Annotated in this window: 18 protein-coding genes; 10 read left to right on the forward strand and 8 right to left on the reverse strand. The window is 46.6% G+C overall.

Translation table 11 applies throughout. From position 1 onward, the window contains the following. Positions 1 to 100 precede the first annotated feature (100 nt). Positions 101 to 1,507: a sulfatase family protein gene (locus ABD031_RS14300; protein ID WP_343852629.1), complete on the forward strand. Its 1,407-nt coding sequence runs from the start codon at positions 101 to 103 to the stop codon at positions 1,505 to 1,507. Positions 1,508 to 1,938: 431 nt separating this feature from the next. Here the strand turns inward: ABD031_RS14300 and ABD031_RS14305 are convergent, their stop codons facing one another. From ABD031_RS14305 to ABD031_RS14325, 5 genes are all read right to left on the reverse strand, one after another. Further along, positions 1,939 to 4,545 (reverse strand): ABC transporter permease, encoded by a 2,607-nt coding sequence (locus ABD031_RS14305; protein WP_343852631.1) that lies wholly within the window; start codon positions 4,543 to 4,545, stop codon positions 1,939 to 1,941. Further along, positions 4,535 to 4,876, reverse strand: coding sequence for a PadR family transcriptional regulator (locus ABD031_RS14310; RefSeq protein WP_343852633.1), 342 nt, complete (start codon positions 4,874 to 4,876; stop codon positions 4,535 to 4,537). Before ABD031_RS14310 ends, ABD031_RS14305 begins: the two co-directional genes overlap by 11 nt. A 304-nt stretch (positions 4,877 to 5,180) precedes the next feature. Continuing rightward, positions 5,181 to 5,405: a PIN domain-containing protein gene (locus tag ABD031_RS14315; protein WP_343852635.1), complete on the reverse strand. Its 225-nt coding sequence runs from the start codon at positions 5,403 to 5,405 to the stop codon at positions 5,181 to 5,183. Between the two features lie 132 nt (positions 5,406 to 5,537). Further along, entirely contained in the window at positions 5,538 to 5,705 is a 168-nt protein-coding gene (locus ABD031_RS14320; RefSeq protein ID WP_343852638.1) for a hypothetical protein, read from the reverse strand. A 176-nt stretch (positions 5,706 to 5,881) separates the two neighbouring features. Continuing rightward, positions 5,882 to 7,357, reverse strand: coding sequence for a sulfatase family protein (locus ABD031_RS14325; protein ID WP_343852640.1), 1,476 nt, complete (start codon positions 7,355 to 7,357; stop codon positions 5,882 to 5,884). Positions 7,358 to 7,528: 171 nt separating this feature from the next. Here ABD031_RS14325 and ABD031_RS14330 point away from each other — a divergent pair, with 171 nt between their 5' ends. Next, the gene (locus ABD031_RS14330) at positions 7,529 to 9,217 is read left to right on the forward strand and encodes a sulfatase family protein (protein ID WP_343852642.1); all 1,689 of its coding nucleotides are present in this window, start codon (positions 7,529 to 7,531) and stop codon (positions 9,215 to 9,217) included. A gap of 617 nt (positions 9,218 to 9,834) precedes the next feature. Here ABD031_RS14330 and ABD031_RS14335 read toward each other — a convergent pair. From ABD031_RS14335 to ABD031_RS14345, 3 genes are all read right to left on the reverse strand, one after another. Then, positions 9,835 to 10,272, reverse strand: coding sequence for an RrF2 family transcriptional regulator (locus ABD031_RS14335; protein ID WP_343852644.1), 438 nt, complete (start codon positions 10,270 to 10,272; stop codon positions 9,835 to 9,837). A 96-nt stretch (positions 10,273 to 10,368) separates the two neighbouring features. After that, positions 10,369 to 10,923: a fasciclin domain-containing protein gene (locus ABD031_RS14340; protein WP_343852646.1), complete on the reverse strand. Its 555-nt coding sequence runs from the start codon at positions 10,921 to 10,923 to the stop codon at positions 10,369 to 10,371. 143 nt (positions 10,924 to 11,066) lie between these two features. Continuing rightward, complete coding sequence (locus tag ABD031_RS14345) at positions 11,067 to 11,399, reverse strand: hypothetical protein (RefSeq protein ID WP_343852648.1); 333 nt, start codon at positions 11,397 to 11,399, stop codon at positions 11,067 to 11,069. 133 nt (positions 11,400 to 11,532) lie between these two features. Here ABD031_RS14345 and ABD031_RS14350 point away from each other — a divergent pair, with 133 nt between their 5' ends. From ABD031_RS14350 to ABD031_RS14385, 8 genes are read left to right on the forward strand one after another with little or no spacing between them, the layout of a single operon-like run. Next, the gene (locus tag ABD031_RS14350) at positions 11,533 to 11,979 is read left to right on the forward strand and encodes an RrF2 family transcriptional regulator (protein WP_343852650.1); all 447 of its coding nucleotides are present in this window, start codon (positions 11,533 to 11,535) and stop codon (positions 11,977 to 11,979) included. Between the two features lie 30 nt (positions 11,980 to 12,009). Beyond that, positions 12,010 to 12,729 (forward strand): iron-sulfur cluster repair di-iron protein, encoded by a 720-nt coding sequence (gene ric / locus ABD031_RS14355; RefSeq protein WP_343852652.1) that lies wholly within the window; start codon positions 12,010 to 12,012, stop codon positions 12,727 to 12,729. A 3-nt stretch (positions 12,730 to 12,732) separates the two neighbouring features. After that, entirely contained in the window at positions 12,733 to 14,532 is a 1,800-nt protein-coding gene (locus tag ABD031_RS14360) for a c-type cytochrome (RefSeq protein ID WP_343852654.1), read from the forward strand. 20 nt (positions 14,533 to 14,552) lie between these two features. Then, positions 14,553 to 16,511 (forward strand): Sec-dependent nitrous-oxide reductase, encoded by a 1,959-nt coding sequence (gene nosZ, locus ABD031_RS14365; protein ID WP_343852656.1) that lies wholly within the window; start codon positions 14,553 to 14,555, stop codon positions 16,509 to 16,511. A gap of 57 nt (positions 16,512 to 16,568) precedes the next feature. Continuing rightward, the gene (locus ABD031_RS14370; protein WP_343852658.1) at positions 16,569 to 17,165 is read left to right on the forward strand and encodes a hypothetical protein; all 597 of its coding nucleotides are present in this window, start codon (positions 16,569 to 16,571) and stop codon (positions 17,163 to 17,165) included. Between the two features lie 7 nt (positions 17,166 to 17,172). Further along, entirely contained in the window at positions 17,173 to 17,607 is a 435-nt protein-coding gene (locus tag ABD031_RS14375; RefSeq protein WP_343852660.1) for a nitrous oxide reductase accessory protein NosL, read from the forward strand. 30 nt (positions 17,608 to 17,637) lie between these two features. Beyond that, the gene (locus ABD031_RS14380) at positions 17,638 to 18,879 is read left to right on the forward strand and encodes a nitrous oxide reductase family maturation protein NosD (protein ID WP_343852662.1); all 1,242 of its coding nucleotides are present in this window, start codon (positions 17,638 to 17,640) and stop codon (positions 18,877 to 18,879) included. Next, the gene (locus ABD031_RS14385; RefSeq protein ID WP_343852664.1) at positions 18,866 to 19,597 is read left to right on the forward strand and encodes an ABC transporter ATP-binding protein; all 732 of its coding nucleotides are present in this window, start codon (positions 18,866 to 18,868) and stop codon (positions 19,595 to 19,597) included. Before ABD031_RS14380 ends, ABD031_RS14385 begins: the two co-directional genes overlap by 14 nt. Positions 19,598 to 19,600: the final 3 nt, after the last annotated feature.

Here is a 19,600-nt window from a genome sequence, read left to right on the forward strand (position 1 = left end):
ATTCCCTTAGTTGGCCTAGGCCAACTAAGGGAATGGGTTGATACAAAGTTTAAACCCTAGACACAGTTTAATGAACTATCCCCCAGATAACCCTTTCCTTATGAAACGTTCCGCTTTTTTTCTTCAGGCTTTTCTCCTGTTTTTTTCATTCCAGCTGTTTTCTCAGACTCAAAAAGCTCAGAAAGACCAGCCAAATTTTATCATCATCTTCACCGACGATCAAGGCTACGGGGATTTGGGAACCTTTGGGCACCCCACGATCAAGACTCCTAATATCGATCAGATGGCTGTGGAAGGGCAGAAGTGGACAAGTTTCTACGTCGCTGCCAATGTGTGCACGCCGAGTCGGGCGGGACTTTTGACGGGTCGGCTTCCAGTACGTACCGGAATGTACAGCAACAAGCGCCGGGTGTTGTTCCCGGATTCTGACGGTGGACTTCCGGCCTCGGAGATTACGATTGCCAAGCAGCTCAAGTCAGTTGGGTACGCGACGGCTGCCATCGGGAAATGGCACCTGGGGCACCTGCCGCAGTATTTGCCGACCAGTCACGGCTTCGACTCTTACTTTGGGATCCCATATAGCAACGACATGGATCGGGTGAATGATGTCACGGCCAAGGAGGCTTTCCAAAACTCCAAGATCGAACATTTCAACGTGCCGCTGATGCGGAATACCGAGATCGTGGAGCGGCCTGCCGATCAAAATACCATCACCAAGCGCTATACCGAAGAAGCTGTTGACATCATCAAAAACTCAAAGGACAAGCCTTTTTTTATCTATCTGGCACATTCGCTTCCACATGTTCCGCTTTTTGCTTCTGGGGACTTTCTGGGTAAGAGCGAACGGGGACTTTACGGTGACGTGATTGAGGAGATCGACTGGAGCGTGGGGGAGATTTTGAAGGCCTTGAAGGAGCAAGGGCTGGAGCAAAATACTTACGTGATCTTCACCACTGACAATGGTCCTTGGCTGAGCTACAACGAGCAGGGCGGAAGTGCAGGCTTACTGTTTGGAGGAAAAGGGACAAGCTATGAAGGAGGTGTGCGGGTGCCGACTGTGATCTGGGGACCTGGAAATGTGAAGCCGACAGTGGTGTCCAAGATGGGAAGTACGCTGGATTTGTTGCCGACCTTGTCTGCTCTTGCCGGCGTTAAGATGCCTCAGGATCGGATTTATGATGGTTTTGACCTTTCGCCTGTGTTGAAAGGCGAAGACCTGTCTCCACGCGAGGAGATGTTTTACTACCACGGCAACCGCCTTTTTGCCGTGCGAAAAGGCAATTTCAAACTTCATTTTTACAGCAATAATCCAATCGGCTATCCCGAGAAATTGCAGGAATTGGAAAAGCCCAAGCTGTACAACCTTGCCCACGATCCCTCGGAGCGGTATGACCTGATCGATCAGCATCCCGAGGTCGTGGCGGAGATCGAAGCCCTGGTCAAGATACATCAATCGTTGATGGTGTTTGGAGAAACGCAACTGGAAAAAAGGATCGGGGAAAAATAGAGGTAGAGGCAAGAGGCCAGCAGCGGGAGACAAGGTCACTATGACCAAGAAGCAAAAAAAGTATTGAGTATCTGGTAGCCAGTATCAAGCCGTCGAAAAAAAGCTGGGGCGAACTCCCCCTTTACTTTCGAATTGCATTTTGGAACTCGACCATTTGACAAAGGGGCAGGGGGGATTTTTTCGAAAAGTCACAGAAAAAATCAAGCAGGCCAGATATCAGAGTCAATACTCGAGGAAATGGTTCTTCGACTTCGGTCAGGACGATAGCCGTGTTAGCCTGAGCGGAGTCCAAGGCCTGCAACAGTAATCCGGCGAAACAGTCCAAATGCGAGCCAGGAAATGCGAAACACGACAAAAAGATAGATTTTACCCCTGACGCACAGATAGACGACAGCACCCAACATGGGGCATCCGACATCCTGCACACTTAGCTATTCCGCTTTCAAAATCGTCGCAGGATTTGCCTTTACGATCTTCCAGACCTGTGAGCTTACAGTTCCGGCGATAACCAGAAGTAAGATCGCCAAGCCGGATCCCAAATGAACGGCTCCTACGCCCGAATTGAATGCGAAAAAGCTGTCGAGGAATTTTGAAACAATTACGAATGAAAATATGCTGCCCAATACAGAAGCAATCCCCCAAATAATCAGGTACCGCTTAAAGAGTTTTTTGGACAGGTCTTCAATGTTGGCGCCAAACACCTTTCTGACACAGTAATCTTTAACATGAGAATTCATGTTCAGAGACACCAAACCAAACAGCCCCAAGGCGGTAAGGATTACGGCAAGAACCGCCGAGAATAGAATGATATTTCTTACTCCATTTACATCAGTGAATTCTCTGTCGAAGACTTCTGTTTGCAATTTTCCGGTGAAAAGCCCTCGAGGGACAGTCTCATGCCAGATCTTTTTCACCGACTCCAGCGATGATTCGGCTGCGCCAGCACGCATCTTTAGCGTGAGGAAGTTAAATGTAGTGTCGGGAGAAGATCGAATGACCAAAGGATCAATTGCACTTTGGAAGAAGATAGTATGAAAATCTTCCACTACCCCTACCACGTTGTAGCCGACGCTGTCCAGCGTTATCCTCTCAGCTAATGGAAACTTCAGCCCGAGTTGATCCAAAAAGGTCTGGTTGACGAGGACAGACTCCTGTGTGTCAGAAATCAGCTCAGGATTGAACATTCGCCCTTTTTTCAGTTTCAAGCCTAAAACGTCCGGATAGTTCGCTTCCGCATTCAGAAGACTGATTTCATATTTTTTATCATCAAGTATCAACTCTTTCTCACTGATCCAATCGCCGACGAAATCTTGGCTGCCGCTGACTTCGTCGACACTGGAAAGTGCCGAAAGCCTGTTTTTCAGGGGTAAGTAATCTTCCGAATGAGGTACATTTACAATGATTTTGTCCGCACTGTCATATCCCCAATCCCGGTTTGAGTTGATGTAATTCGTCTGGACAAAGGCGACTCCGGCCACGATACTGATGATTGCTAGTGTAAATTGGAACGTGAGTAATGCGCTGGTAAAGATACTTTTACTGCCGATCTTTTGGTTGCCTTTGAGGATGTTGATTGGCTTGAAAGACGATACGTAAATCGCCGGATACAGTCCGGAAACAACGGTGATAAACAGCAACATCGCGCCCAAAAACAGCCAGACATTTCCATCCCGGAACAAGTCGATTTTTAAGCTTTTGGAAGCGATTTCATTGAAGCCGGGAAGGAATATAAAAGCTGCCAAAAAGCATCCGAGCATCAGGGCAAAAAAGCAGACTATGAGGTTCTCGCTCAGAAACTGAAATACAAGCTGAGTCCTTTTGCTGCCAATCACCTTACGAATGCCGATTTCCGTCAGTCTTCTTGTAGCCATCAACACCGATATATTGATGTAATTGAATACCGCCAAAATCAGAACAAAAAGTGCAATGGCCGCCAATAGAATCTGTGGAGCCACTACCAAAGAACTGATCACTCCGCGTTCGATTTGCCCTGAATTCTTCACCAAGTCAGTGAAGGCCTCCAGTTGCATACTTTTGTAAGAATTCTCAGGATTGATTCGGTTTTGAAGGCTCGTTAATTCAGAAAGCCCTGACTCCAGTTGAGTGAGATCAGCTTCGTCTTCCACTTGGATGAAAGTCCATAGCTCTGAATTCCACGCATCCTGAAGCGGTAAATCTGCGCTCGTAGTTGGATGGGTTTCTATGTTGACCAGCAGATCAAAGTTGAACATGTCCATGTCGTTCAGCGGAGCCAAGACTCCGCCGACCTTGTACAGTTTTTCTTGTCCCTTGACTACCAACGAAAGTTCCTGCCCGATGGGATGTATATCTCCAAATAGCTTCTCCGAGAGCTCATGCGTCAGGATGACCTGATCAGGCTCATTCAATGCGCCCGGATAGCCGTAATCCATCCGGTAAACAAACATCTCCATGAATGCGGGATCTACAAACATCGACCGCTGGTTGTAGCTTTCATTTTTGCTGATCAAGATGGAAAAGTCAACCGAAACCCGCGTGTGACTTTTTACTCCCGTTAATTTCTCTGAAATCAACTCTGAAATAGGCGCACCTATGGTTCCATAGGTCTCGATACCATTTTCTCCCTCCGCAGAATAGGTCAACTGATAGATCTCGTCCTTGTTGGGCTGAAGTGTGCCTTTAAACCAAACTTGCGCGATAAACAGGTAGGCAACCAAGCAGCAGCCAACTGCGCAGGCCAGGCCTATCAGGGAGATTAGCGTCGTTCCTTTCTGCTTGAGGAGATTTCTCCAACCGATTTTGAAGTAGTTCTTAAGCATTGCGCCATGGTTAAAAGTGTGATAAATGGGTTTTGAACGCTTGATATTGCTCCACCTGAAAAAGCTGAGCACATGAATGAAGAATCTAAACCGGGCGTAGGCCAGTCCTTTTTCTTCGAGATCCAGGTAGAAAAGCTCATACGCATCTCCTTGAATCTGCTCCAATCGATCGGGTTTGCAGTAAAACTGCAAAAACTGATCTGCCCATTTGGGAGGGGAGAATTTGAGCTTATTGTCCATAAGAAAAATCCAATGCCAAAGGTGGAAGCTGTTCGTAGAGTTTGTTTCTGAGATTTTTGACCTCTTCGATTGCCGTTCTTCCAACAGCGGAAAGTGTAAACAACCGCTTCCTGCGACCTCCTCGCGCTTCAGTTGCGCCGCCCATATAGGATTGGAGAAAACCCTTCTCTTCCAGTCTGCTGAGCACCGTGTGTATCGCGGAAATATTGACCTTCCTCCCGGTTTGGTTTTTTATCTCCTCCAGGATAGCAACTCCATATGCCTCCTGTTCCAATATTCCCACTGTCAGCAGAATAAGCTCTTCCAATTCGCCCAGATGATAGCCTTTCATTACTCGTTGATTAGATTGACAAATATGAATGTAATAATTACTTTCATATTTGTAGAAGATATGAAAAAAAATATTTTTCTGGGGTAGGAGGGTGAGGGAAAAAGAATTAAGACACTGGAAGTGAGACGTTAGATGCGGAAATTTAGAATCGTAAAATCGTCCCTTCGTCACCGAGAGTGTCTTCATTCAAAGTTTTTTTGAGGATATGAAATAGAAGTCAAATGAATGACGACACGTAATTTGGGCGAAAAACTCGCACATGAAAATAGGTTTTTTGAGAGTTGTTGCCTTTTGTTTTATGTTTTTAGAATTCATAAATCAAGAGATTCAATTCTTCAATTTTTCTGAATTCTTTATCACTTGTCAGCAAAGGGATTTTTGTAAAATACGCAGATGCCGCAATTATAGAATCTGGGAGCTTGATTTTAAACTTCCTCCTGAACTCTATAGTCAATTCTTTGACATCTTGAGTTAAGTCCAGAATTGTACATTCGGCCAAGAGATTTTTGATTTGTTGTTGGGTTTCCACAGTTAAAAGCGGAAAGGACAGAGTTTCAATTTCGTTATTATCGAAACTACTAAATCTTATTCTGAGATTAAATCAACTACTTCTGGATGGCCTTTTAAAAAGTACAGTAAGATGTCAGTGTCGACAGAAAGTTTATTCCCACTCATTCCAAATCTGTTTTGGATACTCTAAGGGGTTAATATCCGTTTTTAAAATTCCAGCATATTTTCTTAAATCCTTTTTGCCAGCTTTAGCAACAGCTTCATCGATAAGCATTTTTGCTTCCTTTTTTGGAGTTCCTTTTTTAATTACTGTCGCCATGCTTTTCTATCCAATAAGTTTGGGTTTTTCCGCCACCGTGAGTGTCGTCACTCGTGGTTTCCTAAAAAAAGAAGTGAGTACGGACACTCAATTGGCTAAGTTCTTCAATCATTAAATATCGAACACCGAATTCTGAATATCAAATGATGAAGTGGCCTCCCTAAACCACTTCTAAGCTACTTTTCCTCCACCCCAAAATACCTCTTCAAAATATACTCTGGCTGCCATTGATCGGGCTTGCGCTTCAGCGTGTCGGGATCATATTTCATCGGGAGTACTTTTGGTGCGGTCCAGGCTGCGGTGTCGCCGACCTCTTTTTGCCAATCTTTGAGCAGTTTGCTTAGTTGGTCTTTTTTGGCTTGTTGAGCGGCATTTTCCGCCAAGTTATTCAACTCTAACGGATCGTGGGCAAGGTCAAAGAGCTGGGTGTAGTTGCGCTCGGGGTATCGGATGAGTTTCCATTGATCGTCTCTCACCGAACGAACCGTGTTACGGTAAGCCATGAACATGCTGCTGCGGACATCATCCTGACCCCCAGAGATCACCGGGACGAGGCTTTTGCCATCCAGTTTTTCGGATTTTGGCAAACCGGCCAACTCCGCCAAGGTTGGATAGATGTCGTGGATATATGCAAAAGCATCCAGTGTTTGATCTTCAGGAACTCCGGGGCCTTTGATGATCAGCGGTACTTTCATGCTGTGCTCATACAGACTCTGCTTGCCCAGCAGACCATGACTTCCCACCGCGATCCCGTTGTCCGCGGCATAGACGATGATGGTATTGTCATACTGTCCAGTCTCCTTCAGTGTGGCGATGATCCTACCGATCTGCTGATCGAGATGGGTGACCAAAGCATAATAATCAGAAAGAATCATCTGAATCACTTCAGGCTTTCTCGGCCAGCCAGTCAGGTTTTCATCTCGGACAGTCAGCTGATCAAACTCAAAAGGGTGAAAAGGCATATAATTTCCCGGCAAAGGCAGGGATCCGTCCGGATATTTGTCGATGAAATCCAGTGCTGGGGAGTAGGGATCATGAGGCGCAGTGAAGGCCACATAGCAAAAGAACGGCTTCCCGCTGTCGGCTTTTTTATGGGACTGGATGAATTCGATGGCCGTTTGGGCAAAGATCTCCGAAGAATAACCTTTCGGTGTCGGGTCACCCAGTTTGCCATCTGGCCCTAAATCGCGCAACTGAACCTGATAGTGGTTGGCCATCCCGCCGAGGTAAACATTTTTGCCCTGCTGAAAACTCCCTTCGAATACCTCTTTTTCATTGTGCCACTTGCCCGTGCCGAAGGTCGAGTATCCTGCCTCTACAAAAGCCATCGGCATAGTATGCACGCCTTTAAGTTTGTCATACACGCGGAAGAGATTTTGACCGCTCATAAGCATCGCCCGGCTCGCCATACAGACAGCGCCGTGGTTGCCGCCCATGACATAGGCATTGGTAAACCGGCTGCCTTCCTGAGCCAGTTGGTCGAGGTTGGGGGTCTGGATGTAGGGATTGCCGGATGCACCGAGCGCATCTGCCCGCTGATCGTCCGCGAAAAGAAAGAGGACATTGGGCTTGGAAGATTTTTTCTGGGCCTGGGTAGGAAAGCTAAGGCTACAAAGGAGCGCTACAAGAAGTAAAAAAGGCTTTTGTTGCATTTTGGAATTGTTTGAAATCGAAATATAGCCTAAAATGTAGCTGGACATAAAACCGTCAATGGAAATATGACCTGGAAACCGAGTGTGTAAAATCTCGAGCAATAGAAGAGATACTTTTCGCCCCAAGGCTATTTTGTCTTATCCTTGCATATCCAATAATCTTCCACCGCTATGATCTTCAGAATTCAATCGATCCTTCCGGCGCTTTTGCTGAGCCTGCTTTTTTCCTGCGGAGAAAAAGAAGTAAGCGAGACCCAGCGCCCGAACATCATCTTTATCATGTCCGATGACCACGCCTACCAGGCGATTTCGGCCTATGACAACAAGCTCCTTGAGACGCCCAACATCGATCGGATCGCCAAGATGGGGATGCTGTTTACCAACGCCACGGTGACCAACTCGATCTGTGCGCCGTCAAGAGCTACGATTTTGACAGGCAAGCATTCACACATCAATGGCAAAGTCGACAATCACTTTCCGTTTGACACGACCAATGTCACTTTTCCCCAGCTTTTTCAGGAAGCTGGTTATCAAACAGCGATGTTTGGCAAGCTTCATTTCGGCAACAGTCCGAAAGGCTTTGACCAGTTTAAGATTTTGCCTGGACAAGGAAAATATTACAATCCGGACTTTATCACCAAACACGAGGGCAATGTCACCGTGGAGGGCTACGTGACGGATATCATCACCGACATGACCTTAAACTGGCTGGAAAAAGAGCGGAAAAAAGACGATCCGTTTCTACTTTTTTACCTGCACAAAGCGCCGCATCGAGAATGGCTGCCAGCGGAGCGACACGTCGCTGAGTTTACCCAAAGGACATTTCCTGAACCTGCGACGCTGTTTGATGACTATTCTGGAAGAGGTCGAGCGGCGCATGAAGCGGAGATGAACTTGCTGAAAGACATGCACTGGGCGGGTGACTCCAAGGTCTATCCTGAGTTGATGGATGAACTTGGCATCATGCCAACTTCCAGCTGGGATAAAGATGCTTTCGAAGGCGAGGTGGGTCGTATGAACCCAGCCCAGCGCGCCAATTGGGATGCTGCCTACGGCAAAGTCAACGAAGACTTCAAAAAAGCCTACCCTACCATGAGTGAGGCCGATAAGATGCGATGGAGATATCAGCGCTACATGCAAGACTACCTCGGCACCATCAAAGCCGTGGATGAAAACGTCGGCCGTGTATTGGACTATTTGGAGAAAAACAACCTGATGGAAAACACCATCATCGTCTATACCTCCGATCAGGGATTCTATCTGGGAGAGCATGGCTGGTTTGATAAGCGATTCGTCTATGACGAGTCTTTCAAGACTCCACTTTTGGTGGCTTGGCCAGGCAAAATCGCTGCCGGTTCCAAGTCAGACGAGATGGTTCAAAACCTGGATTATGCGCAGACTTTTCTAGAAGCTGCTGGTATCAAAGCGCCGTCGGATATGCAGGGAGAGAGCCTGATCCCGCTTTTGACCGGAAAGAACGACCAATGGACAAGGGATGCAGTATACTATCACTACTATGAGTATCCTTCGGTGCACATGGTGAAGCGACACTATGCGATCGTGACCAAGGAATACAAGTTGGTGCATTACTATTTCGATACAGACGAGTGGGAACTGATCGACCGGATCAAGGATCCTCAAGAGCTGAGAAATGTCTACGATGATCCGGCCTATGCAGAGATCAAAGCTGAGCTACACGAGAAGCTCGATGGCCTGAGGAAAAAATACGGGGACAACTCCGAGATTTCCCAAAAGTACCTCAACGAATATTTGGATTTCCTCGAAGGCAACAATTCTAGAGCCGGTGCCAAAGACACTGCACTTTTCAATAAGATATTCAGAGATCGGGCAAAGCAGTAGATTGCTGCGTGAAATCAGAAACCTGAAAATGATTTACAAAAAGTCCGGCTCAAACGAGTCGGGCTTTTTATTTTTTTTAAGAGTCGTTGTGTAAGACAGGAGTTATGGAAATCGTTCTATCTATCATTTCCTGCAAGGAAAAGCACTTAAAGAACCTTCAGAGAGAAACTTTCCAAAGAAATGTGAAAAAAAATTGACGTGTAATGATCAAGACTTAGTTTCGCCGTCATAGAAATTAACCTGAGTGAAATAGTTGAGATCGTCGAAAGATCTAATGTTCTGGCTATTCAGAGTCGAAATATCGAACTGGTTAATTTTGAGAGATTTCAAACCTCAAATAGAATATTAAGTCCTGGGAGAGTAGTAGTTTTTGGAAAATTAAACCAACCAAGCCTTTAGATCCCAGGCACCAATTTATTTCCTCCAGGCCAAGTCAGATTGCAGGCAAGTGTGATTTGTCTTGGTCATCGAGATTGTTCAATGCTCAAATTCAAGTTTCATTGCTCAGGTGAGGGAGGGCTTACTATTGAAGTGATCATTGCGAATTTCCAACTATTCGAAGCGGAGCTGACTAACCAATGGATGCAATCTTCACATCGATTTTACAACGCCGCTCATCAGAACACCGTGGAAAGACGGGTTTCGCCTTTGATTACTTCCACAGCCATTATTTTTAGAGTTTTGGAAGTCAATGAAGATTCCAGAGCTTTTCGGACTTTGACTATTTCGGAATGCAGCGGACAAGGGTTTTTTTCCGAACACTTGGGCAAACCCAAGGTGCATCCGGAAAATAGAGCATCTCCATCCACCGCTAAAATGATGTCCTTAAGGGTGAATTTGTTGTGATTTTCGTCCACGTAAAATCCTCCGTTTGGACCTTTCACTGATCCTATAAGCTTGGCCTTGACCAAGGTTTGGAGGATTTTGGCAGTGAAGGCCTCTGGAGTTTCGATCTTACTTCCGATTTCTTTGGCACCTACTTTTCGGTCTTCCAGACTTTGAGTCCATACATAAATGACAGCCTTGGCGGCATACTTTGCAGCTTGTGAAAACATAGCGGATAGGATTGTCCGAAATTTACTATTACTTCTAAACAGAAAAACCGGATCATAGTTCAATCCGGCCTTAGCAAATCAGAAAACCATATTTTTTTACTTTGGAAGCAAAACCTGATCGATCACGTGGATGATACCGTTGGAGGCAGGCACCGTACCGATGATTTTAGCGCCGTTGATAGTGATCGATCCGTCTGCTGCTTTGAGCACGGAGACAGATCTGCCGTCGGCGGTTCCAAGATTTCTTCCATTCACAAAACCATCGGGATTGTACGCGCCCAATAGCACATGATATTCCAGAATATCGCGAAGTTTTCGCTGATTTTCCGGTTTGACCAAATCATCCAATGTCCCCGGAGGAAGTGCGTCAAAGGCAGCATTGGTGGGAGCGAATACGGTGAACGGCCCGACGTTCGTGAGCGCATCGACATAATCAGCGGCTTTGAGGGCGGCGACCAAGGTACTGTGATCGGCAGAACTGACTGCGACTTGTACGATGTTTGGCTTAGAATCATCATCTACGACTGCGGATTGGCCGGGAGTGTGGGCGGATCCTGCGACAGTGGCAGTTTGATTTTCGATGGATGATTTTCCGCAGGAAAAACCTGCGAAAACCAATCCAAGCATCAGGGGATAAAACAACTTTTTCATTGTCTTTTGAGGTAAGGTTTTACGCACTATACGGCAGCTTTTGCTTCGCATAAGTTGCAAGCCGCTTCGTGTTGATTATCAACTTTTGAAATTAAATCAGAAAAATAAAAAAGACAAAAATATCTTTTAAATTTCGACGAAATTTATTGACTTTTATATTCCATACGGAGGTAGTCTGGCAACCGAAAGCAAGTCCTGGTTTTTTTCTTTGTCAATACAAAGATTTTGCTACGCATTTTTGCCTCCGTTCTTTTTGATCCGATAATCGGATGGCGATCCAAACTTGAAAGGTGACTGACTGATACTCTTCCAGGTTGCTTTGGCAACAAAACACCATTGGTTTGGATTATTGGGTATTTTTTGTTTTCTATTTCCCCTATGTAGGGACAAAAGATTTTCTCATTTGAGACAAAAAATGAGAAGCTGACTTTTGCAGAAACGTCATTCATCCCAAAATAACCCAGCTGATTTTTCATCTCCTGGCTTTTTCATGCCCCCTTGAGTTGACCAGGAAAATAGGCCTTTGGCAAATTTTGAAAAATTTAATAAAAGATAATTTTGTCCTTTAATAATATGTTTTACATTTGGCTTATTAATTCAGAAAAAGGAATGTTTTCCAAATCCTGTCAATACGCAATCAACGCGATGATATTTCTGGCTGCTATGCCGGCAGATCAGGAGCGGGTAGGGCTGAAGGAAATCGCGCAGGGTATCGATTCTCCGCTGGCGTTTACAGCGAAGGTCTTGCAGATTTTGGTCAAGGCAAACCTCCTGGTCTCGATCAAAGGGCCTCATGGAGGATTTCAGATTGAGGATCGGGTGAGAAAACTCCCCCTGGGGCAGGTCGTGCAAGCGATCGACGGGGACGCCGTCTTTACGAGCTGTGCACTGGGGAGACACGAGTGCTCGGATAGTTTTCCCTGTCCGGGTCACTATGTGTTTAAGCCTATTCGCGATCAGCTGACGGGACTGATGACCACTACCACCATCGAGGATTTGGCGATAGGGATAAGGATAGGCATGGCACATTTAAATGGAGAAGTAAATACCTATTAAGATACTATTAACACCAAAATGAGAATGATTATGAATGAGTTAGCTGAAAAAAAAGTGGGCAAGATTGTCGCTGATAATTTCCGGACTGCCAAGATCTTTACTGACTATGGGATAGACTTCTGCTGCAATGGCGGAGTGAAGCTTTCGGAAGCTTGTGGGTTGAAAGGCCTGGAAATCGAGCGTGTGATCCAAGATTTGGAGCTTGCATTTAGCACAGCAGACGAGGAGAATTACAGCGGGATGGAAATGACTGAACTTGTGGACTATATCGTCAATGTCCATCACAAGTACGTGGAAGATACCCTTCCAGCGCTGAAGCTATATGTAGACAAAATCAGCCGGGTTCATGGTGATCGACATCCTGAATTGGAGGAAATTAAGCATCTGTTTTTTGCGACAGCCGATGCGTTGACCGTCCACATGAAAAAGGAGGAGTTTGTTCTTTTTCCATTTGTCAAGGCGATGGAAGTGGCTATTAAAACAAACTCACCGCTACCCTCTCCCCACTTTGGTCACATCGACAATCCTATTGCCATGATGGAGCAGGAGCATGAAACCGAAGGAGATCGCCTTCGCAAAATCTCTGAGTTGAGCGGTAAATACACTCCGCCAAAGGATGCCTGCCAAACCTATCGGGTGGCTTTTGCGATGTTGGAGGAGTTTGAAAGCGATCTGCACACGCACATCCATTTGGAAAATAACATCCTGTTTCCAAAAGCGCAGCAGGCTTTTGCAGCAGCAAATAGCTAAGTAATGAGCCCCAAGCGCACTGAAATGAATTCTTTTCTCCCTGACTCCCCGGTAAGGTTCAGAAGAATGTGGGTGAATTGCGCCTTGGGATTCTTCTTCATTGCCGCGCTGATTGGCTTGACTATGCGCGCTTTTCCGCTTTGGGACATCCCCTATTTCGACTATCGAAATCTGCTCCATACGCATTCTCATATCGCCCTACTGGGCTGGGGATTTTTGATGCTCAGTGGCGGGATTGTGTTCAGTCTTGCCAGCTCTTCGGCTGAGCTCCGCAGGTTTACCTGGCTGTTTGTCGCGGCTGTAATTTCAATTTTGGGCATGCTGTTCTCATTCCCTTTTCAGGGCTATGGAGGATACAGTATTGCCTTTTCGAGCCTCCATGTCTTGGTTTCCTATGGCTTTATCTACCAGATTCATGCAATGCTGCGCAAAGAAAATAGCACGCCTGGCATCCGGTTGATTCGCTTGGCGATCTGGTCGCAGTTGGTGTCCACCTTTGGGCTTTGGGCGCTCGGGCCGGTGAATATCCAACTCGGCAAGATGCACGAGTTTTCTTTGATGTGCGTGCAGTGGTTCCTCCACTTCCAGCTCAATGGATGGATGGTATTTGGTGTTTTGGGTCTGATTTTCATCCAGTTCGAAAAATCCGGACATTCCTTTCGCTGGGCAAAATACCAGGAAATGCTGCTCCTAGCTTCGCTGATCTTGACTTATGCGCTGGCGGTGACTTGGGCGGCACCTAGTCCTCTCGCCTTTCAAGTCAACAGCCTGGCGGTGATCTTACAATTCGTCGCCTACTTCTTTCTGATGAAAGCCATGTTTGAGGGCTTGCGGAAAGTTTCGATGGTGCCGATGGCAAAGCTTCTCCTGCAACTCGCAGCGGTTTCTTTGCTGCTCAAAGCCAGTTTTCAATTGCTGCTGGTGCTCCCTTCTGTGGCGGTTATTTCCTACACGATTCGGATGTACGTCATCGGGTTTTTACATCTGGTCTTGCTTGGGGTCATGAGCTTTGGAGTCTTTGGTCTTGCTGTGCAAAAAGACTGGTTGCCCAACCATCTCCTCACCCGCCTCGGTTTGTGGTTTCTGATTGCGGGGTTCAGCTTTTCCGAACTGCTGCTTTTCGGGCAGGGGACCCTGGTTTGGATGCAACTCGGATTCCTGGAGCATTACCACGTCTGCCTGTTCCTGGCTTCTGGACTTTTGCCGATCGGCTTGGGGCTACTGATGATTCAAGTTTTCACTTTCAAAATTCCTTTGCAGAAACCGATTAAAAACCAAATCAATTTTAAAACCAATAAAACCCTACTTATGAAAAGTGCTTTACTATGGTCTCTGGGGATCTCTATGATGCTCCTGACCGCCTGTGGAGGAAGCAGCGAACAGACCGCTGCTTCCAGTGAATCTGCCACGGCCTCTCCCCAGGCCGCTTCTTCTGACCCCAAAGGGATCGGTGAAGTGAAATCTGTCGACCTCGGGACGGGTATTAATCCGACTCTTGCCGAGGAAGGACAAGCCATCGTCGATATGAAGTGTACAGCCTGTCACCAGTTGAACGACAAGAGGCTGGTCGGTCCGGGATTCCAAGGTGTCACTAATCGACGACGACCTGAATGGATCATCAATATGATCACCAATGTGGATGTGATGCTTGATCAAGATGCCACTGCTCAGAAGCTGCTGGAAGAATGCCTCACCAGAATGCCAAACCAAAACCTGTCGCAGGCAGATGCTCGGGGGATATTGGAATTCATGAGAAGAAATGATGAGGAAAAAGCCGGCCAAAGAGATGCCGCAGTCAACTGATTAAAAATAATACGATATATATGAAAAAGCAGGTTTGGCTAGTAGCGTGTGGCTTGATCTCCGTCGCACTAGCGTCCAGTTGTAAGCCCAAAGGCGCACAAAGTGCGATCGTGGGCGATGCGGCAGCCAAGGTTTACGTCGCGCCCGGCAACCACGATGAGTTTTACAATATCGTGTCGGGTGGATTCAATGGGCAGATTTCTGTGGTCGGACTGCCATCTGGCAGAGTCTTGAAGGTTTTGCCGGTATTTTCGGTGAATCCTGAAAATGGTTGGGGGTATTCGGAAGAGTCCAAGCCAATGCTTAATACCTCGCAGGGATTTGTGCCATGGGATGATCTGCACCACATCGCCATCTCGACTACCAATGCCGAGCACGATGCGCGATGGGCTTTTGCCAACGGCAACAACACGCCGAGGATCGCCCGTATCGATTTGAACTCTTTCAAAACGGTGGAGATCCTCGAAATCCCCAATTCTGCAGGTAATCACTCCTCTCCCTTCATCACTCAAAATACCGAGTATGTAGTGGCGGGAACCCGATTTTCGATCCCCGTGGGGGAAAATTCAGATGTCTCAATTGATTCCTACAAGGATAATTTTAAAGGGTATATCTCTTTTATCGGCGTAAATCCGGAATCGGGAGAGATGAACCTGTCTTTCCAGCTGGAAGCTCCGCCGTTCAATTTTGATTTGGCCCGTGCCGGGAAAAACAAATCTCACGGTTGGTTCTTTTTCTCCACATACAATACTGAGATGGCTCATACGCTTTTGGAAGTAAATGCTTCGCAAAAAGACAAAGACTTCATCATGGCAGTCAATTGGAAAAAAGCCGAGGAATACATCAATGCAGGCAAAGGAGTCATGAAACCGGCCAAGTATGTTCACAACAAATGGAATGAAGAAACACACTCAGCCACTTCAACAACGGTTAATGAGGTTTTGACGCTGGATCCCGCGGTACTGAAGGACATCGTGTATTTCATTCCATGTCCCAAGTCTCCTCACGGTACGGATACAGATCCGACGGGTGAATACATCGTCGGTAGCGGTAAGTTGGCCGCGATCATTCCGGTATTTTCTTTCACCAAAATGCTGGCTGCAATCGAAAACAAGGATTTCGAAGGAGAAGTCAATGGCATGCCGGTACTGAAGTACGAGTCTGTACTTCACGGTGAAGTAGTGAAGCCGGGACTTGGTCCATTGCACACTGAGTTTGACAACCGTGGTTTTGCCTACACCTCCATGTTTGTATCCTCTGAGATTGTGAAATGGAATGTGGAGACGCTGGAAGTGGTAGATCGAGTTCCAACCTATTATTCTGTCGGACACCTCAGCGTGCCGGGCGGTCCTACCGGAAAACCGCACGGCAAGTATATGGTCGCCTACAACAAGATCACCAAAGATCGTTACTTGCCTACCGGTCCAGAGTTGGCCCACTCTGCGCAATTGTATGATATCTCCGGAGATAAGATGCAGCTACTATTGGACTTTCCGACGATTGGTGAGCCGCACTATGCGGAGGCTTTTCCTGCCAGCTTGATCAAAGACCGTCAGGTAAAATTTTACCCCATCGAGAAAAATCAGAGCCCTTATGCACTCAAAGGAGTGAAGGATGCGCGAGTGGAGCGAAAAGGAAATGAAGTCCACGTCTATCTGACCTCCATCCGATCTAATTTCAGACCGGATAATATCGAAGGCGTTCATGTTGGCGACGAGGTATATTTCCACGTGACCAACCTGGAGCAAGACTGGGATGTGCCCCACGGATTCGCTATCAAAGGCGCCAATACCGCTGAGCTCTTGATCATGCCGGGAGAAACATCCACCCTGAAGTGGGTGCCGGATCGTGTTGGAATTTTTCCTTTCTACTGCACGGATTTCTGCTCTGCATTGCACCAAGAAATGCAAGGCTACCTCAGAGTGTCACCCAAAGGAAGCAATCAACCTTTGAAGTTCTCTACTGGAGAAGTTGAATAATTACCCGAATCCTTCCATCGGCTCCTCGTAGAGCCGATGGTATTTACCCTCTCGAAGATGAAAAAGCTCAGTCTTATAAACAGGATCCTGATTCTTTTTTCCGCTTTGCTTATCATTCCGGCTTTTTTTACTCCCCTTTGGCAAATCAATCTCTGGGCTCCCCAGTATCCCGAAGGCCTCAGTATGAAAATCTGGATAGATCGTCTCAGCGGCAATGTAGACCAAATCAACGGAGTCAATCACTACATCGGTATGAAATATATCAGCAATGAAATGTTTCCCGAGTTTACCTATTTGGTCTATGTGGTGGGCGCTTTGGTTGCACTTGGAGTGATTGCGTTTTTGATTGGACGGCGCTGGAGCTTGTATGGTTTCTTGGGACTTATGTCCCTGTTTGGGATTGCCGTGCTGGTGGATATGTATCTCTGGGGCTATGACTATGGCCACCACCTCGATCCCAAGGCGGCGATCAAAGTAGAAGGAATGAGCTATCAGCCGCCATTGATTGGCTACAAAGAACTCCTGAATTTCCTAGCCTATTCTGGCCCTGATATCGGAAGCTGGCTCTTGATCGGAGGCGTGGTACTGTTACTTGCAGCCATCGTCAATGATCGCCTGAGTAACCGATCCCAATCCCCGTCACCCTACAAATAGAAATAAAATGAATCGTTATCTGACTATCCTTTCAATCCTGTTGATTTTGGCTTCTTGTTCCGCAGATCCAAGGCCAATCGCCTACGGACAGGAAGGATGCTACCATTGTAAGATGACACTGATGGATCCCAAGTTCGGGGCGGAGTTGGTGACAGAGAAAGGAAAGGTTTATGTCTTCGACGATGTGAATTGCATGTTGATGTACATGGATTCTGAGGAAGGTGAGTCGCAATCGTTCAAGCATGTATTGGTCACCGACTATCTCAATTCAGGAACGCTCTTGGATGCCAATGTTGCTTACTATCTCAAGTCGCCCGAATTCAGAACTCCCATGGCCAGCGAAATCGTTGCCTTTGGAGACTATAAAATTTTGCAAGAGCATAAGAAAAACAGTGGAGGGATATTTCTCGCTTGGGGGGAATTGACTACGCAGTTCAAATAGCTGATCCGAGTCCCTTTGATACAAGTTAAAATGAAACATGTCTATCTGATTTTATCTGTTTTTATGTTGATTCTAAGTGGGTCAGCATTGGTCTTGGCCGAGGTCATCCGGGTCTCTCCCGGCGAGTCTATCCAAGCTGCCGTAGATCGAGCAGCGCCCGGAGATACGCTAACTATCGCCTCGGGCACCTATCTTGAATCAGGGATTGTGATCCGTAAGCCGCTCGTACTATTGGGGGAAAGGTATCCCGTGTTGGATGGGAATAAAGAAGGTAACGTGTTGTTGATTGCCGCAGAAAATGTCACCATTCAAGGATTGAAGATTGCCAACACGGGGAAGTCTAATCTGGATGACTCAGCGGCGATCAAGTTTTTTGATTCTAAAAACTGTGTCGTCAAAGACAACATCTTGGAGAACGCGTTTTTTGGACTGCATTTTTCCAATTCTTCCGGCATGACCATCATCGACAATAAAATCCATACGGACGCCGTGCGGGAGTTTGATGTTGGCAATGGAATACACCTCTGGAAATGCGAGAACTCTTTCATCGGCAACAACGAAGTCTCAGGACATCGGGACGGGATTTACCTGGAGTTTGTGACGCACACGCAAGCGAAGGGAAATTTTGTGGAAAAGAACATGCGCTATGGCTTGCACTTTATGTTTGCCCACGACAACAGCTACATCCGAAATACTTTCCGAAACAACGGAGCCGGTGTCGCGGTGATGTATACCAAAAATGTTTTGATGAAAGAAAATCGATTTGAGGAAAACTGGGGGCCGAGCTCCTACGGTATCCTGCTGAAGGACATCAGCGATAGTGAAGTCGTTGGCAATATTTTTCTCAAAAACTCCGTCGGTATCTACATGGAAGGCAGCAGTCGAATCAAGTTTACCGGCAATTCCTTTAGCGAAAATGGCTGGGCACTGAAGCTCATGGCGAGCTGTGACCAAAATACATTTTCCGGAAATAACTTTTCCCAAAATACCTTCGACATGAGCTCCAATGGCTCTGTGGTGTTGAATACGCTCAAGAATAACTATTGGGATAAATACGAAGGCTACGATCTGGACAAGGATAAGATAGGCGATGTGCCGTATCGTCCAATCAACCTGTTCAGCGTGATCGTCGAAAAAATTCCAGCTGCAATGATTCTCTGGAGGAGTTTTATGGTGACCCTGCTGGATAGGATGGAGAAGATCCTACCGACCATGACCCCTGATCAGATGATTGATTCGTCCCCTAAAATGCGACCTTATGATTTCGGTTAATTCCCTATCGAAGAGTTTCGGCAAACAAGAAGTGCTGAAGAATTTTGACCTTGTTTTCTCTGCCGGCAACAGCTACGCCATCATGGGGCCAAATGGCAGTGGCAAGACCACGTTGATCAAATCCATCCTTGGAATGGTCTTGCCCGACAAAGGAGATATTCAAATCAAAAGCCAGTCTATTCAGGGAAATGACACCTATCGCAAGCACATCGGCTACATGCCTCAGATCGGTCGATACCCACAGAACATCAAAGTTGGACAGCTTTTCTCGATGATGAAAGACATGAGACCCCAGGTGAAAGACTACGATTTGGATCTGGTGGAGGCTTTTGAATTGGAGAAAATCAACCAAAAAGCAATGAGTACGCTTTCCGGCGGCACGGTGCAAAAAGTCAGTGCTGCATTGGCGTTTCTGTTTCATCCCGAGATCCTGATTCTGGATGAGCCGACTGCGGGTCTTGATCCGATAGCCACCGAAATCCTGAAATCTAAAATTGCCAAAGAGCGAGCTGCAAAAAAGCTTATCCTGATCACTTCGCATATACTGAGCGATCTGGAAGAACTCACCAACCACGCCGTCTATATTTTCGAGGGAAAGGTGTTTTTCGATGACTCTATCGACAGCCTGAAGGATCTCACAAGCGAAGACAAATTTTCTCCCGCCATTGCCAAGCTGATGCAATGGACACTAAACAAACGTCAACCGATACTTGTCTGACCC

The organism is Algoriphagus jejuensis (assembly GCF_039523455.1).
Lineage (GTDB): Bacteria > Bacteroidota > Bacteroidia > Cytophagales > Cyclobacteriaceae > Algoriphagus > Algoriphagus jejuensis.

What these genes read in the sequence shown, in the direction of transcription:
- ABD031_RS14300 (WP_343852629.1), top strand. Translation starts at nt 101, where the DNA reads ATGAAACGTTCCGCTTTTTTTCTTCAGGCTTTTCTCCTGTTTTTTTCA.
- ABD031_RS14305 (WP_343852631.1), bottom strand. Translation starts at nt 4,545, where the DNA reads ATGGACAATAAGCTCAAATTCTCCCCTCCCAAATGGGCAGATCAGTTT.
- ABD031_RS14310 (WP_343852633.1), bottom strand. Translation starts at nt 4,876, where the DNA reads ATGAAAGGCTATCATCTGGGCGAATTGGAAGAGCTTATTCTGCTGACA.
- ABD031_RS14320 (WP_343852638.1), bottom strand. Translation starts at nt 5,705, where the DNA reads ATGGCGACAGTAATTAAAAAAGGAACTCCAAAAAAGGAAGCAAAAATG.
- ABD031_RS14325 (WP_343852640.1), bottom strand. Translation starts at nt 7,357, where the DNA reads ATGCAACAAAAGCCTTTTTTACTTCTTGTAGCGCTCCTTTGTAGCCTT.
- ABD031_RS14330 (WP_343852642.1), top strand. Translation starts at nt 7,529, where the DNA reads ATGATCTTCAGAATTCAATCGATCCTTCCGGCGCTTTTGCTGAGCCTG.
- ABD031_RS14335 (WP_343852644.1), bottom strand. Translation starts at nt 10,272, where the DNA reads ATGTTTTCACAAGCTGCAAAGTATGCCGCCAAGGCTGTCATTTATGTA.
- ABD031_RS14340 (WP_343852646.1), bottom strand. Translation starts at nt 10,923, where the DNA reads ATGAAAAAGTTGTTTTATCCCCTGATGCTTGGATTGGTTTTCGCAGGT.
- ABD031_RS14345 (WP_343852648.1), bottom strand. Translation starts at nt 11,399, where the DNA reads ATGAAAAATCAGCTGGGTTATTTTGGGATGAATGACGTTTCTGCAAAA.
- ABD031_RS14350 (WP_343852650.1), top strand. Translation starts at nt 11,533, where the DNA reads ATGTTTTCCAAATCCTGTCAATACGCAATCAACGCGATGATATTTCTG.
- ric (WP_343852652.1), top strand. Translation starts at nt 12,010, where the DNA reads ATGAATGAGTTAGCTGAAAAAAAAGTGGGCAAGATTGTCGCTGATAAT.
- ABD031_RS14360 (WP_343852654.1), top strand. Translation starts at nt 12,733, where the DNA reads ATGAGCCCCAAGCGCACTGAAATGAATTCTTTTCTCCCTGACTCCCCG.
- nosZ (WP_343852656.1), top strand. Translation starts at nt 14,553, where the DNA reads ATGAAAAAGCAGGTTTGGCTAGTAGCGTGTGGCTTGATCTCCGTCGCA.
- ABD031_RS14370 (WP_343852658.1), top strand. Translation starts at nt 16,569, where the DNA reads ATGAAAAAGCTCAGTCTTATAAACAGGATCCTGATTCTTTTTTCCGCT.
- ABD031_RS14375 (WP_343852660.1), top strand. Translation starts at nt 17,173, where the DNA reads ATGAATCGTTATCTGACTATCCTTTCAATCCTGTTGATTTTGGCTTCT.
- ABD031_RS14380 (WP_343852662.1), top strand. Translation starts at nt 17,638, where the DNA reads ATGAAACATGTCTATCTGATTTTATCTGTTTTTATGTTGATTCTAAGT.
- ABD031_RS14385 (WP_343852664.1), top strand. Translation starts at nt 18,866, where the DNA reads ATGATTTCGGTTAATTCCCTATCGAAGAGTTTCGGCAAACAAGAAGTG.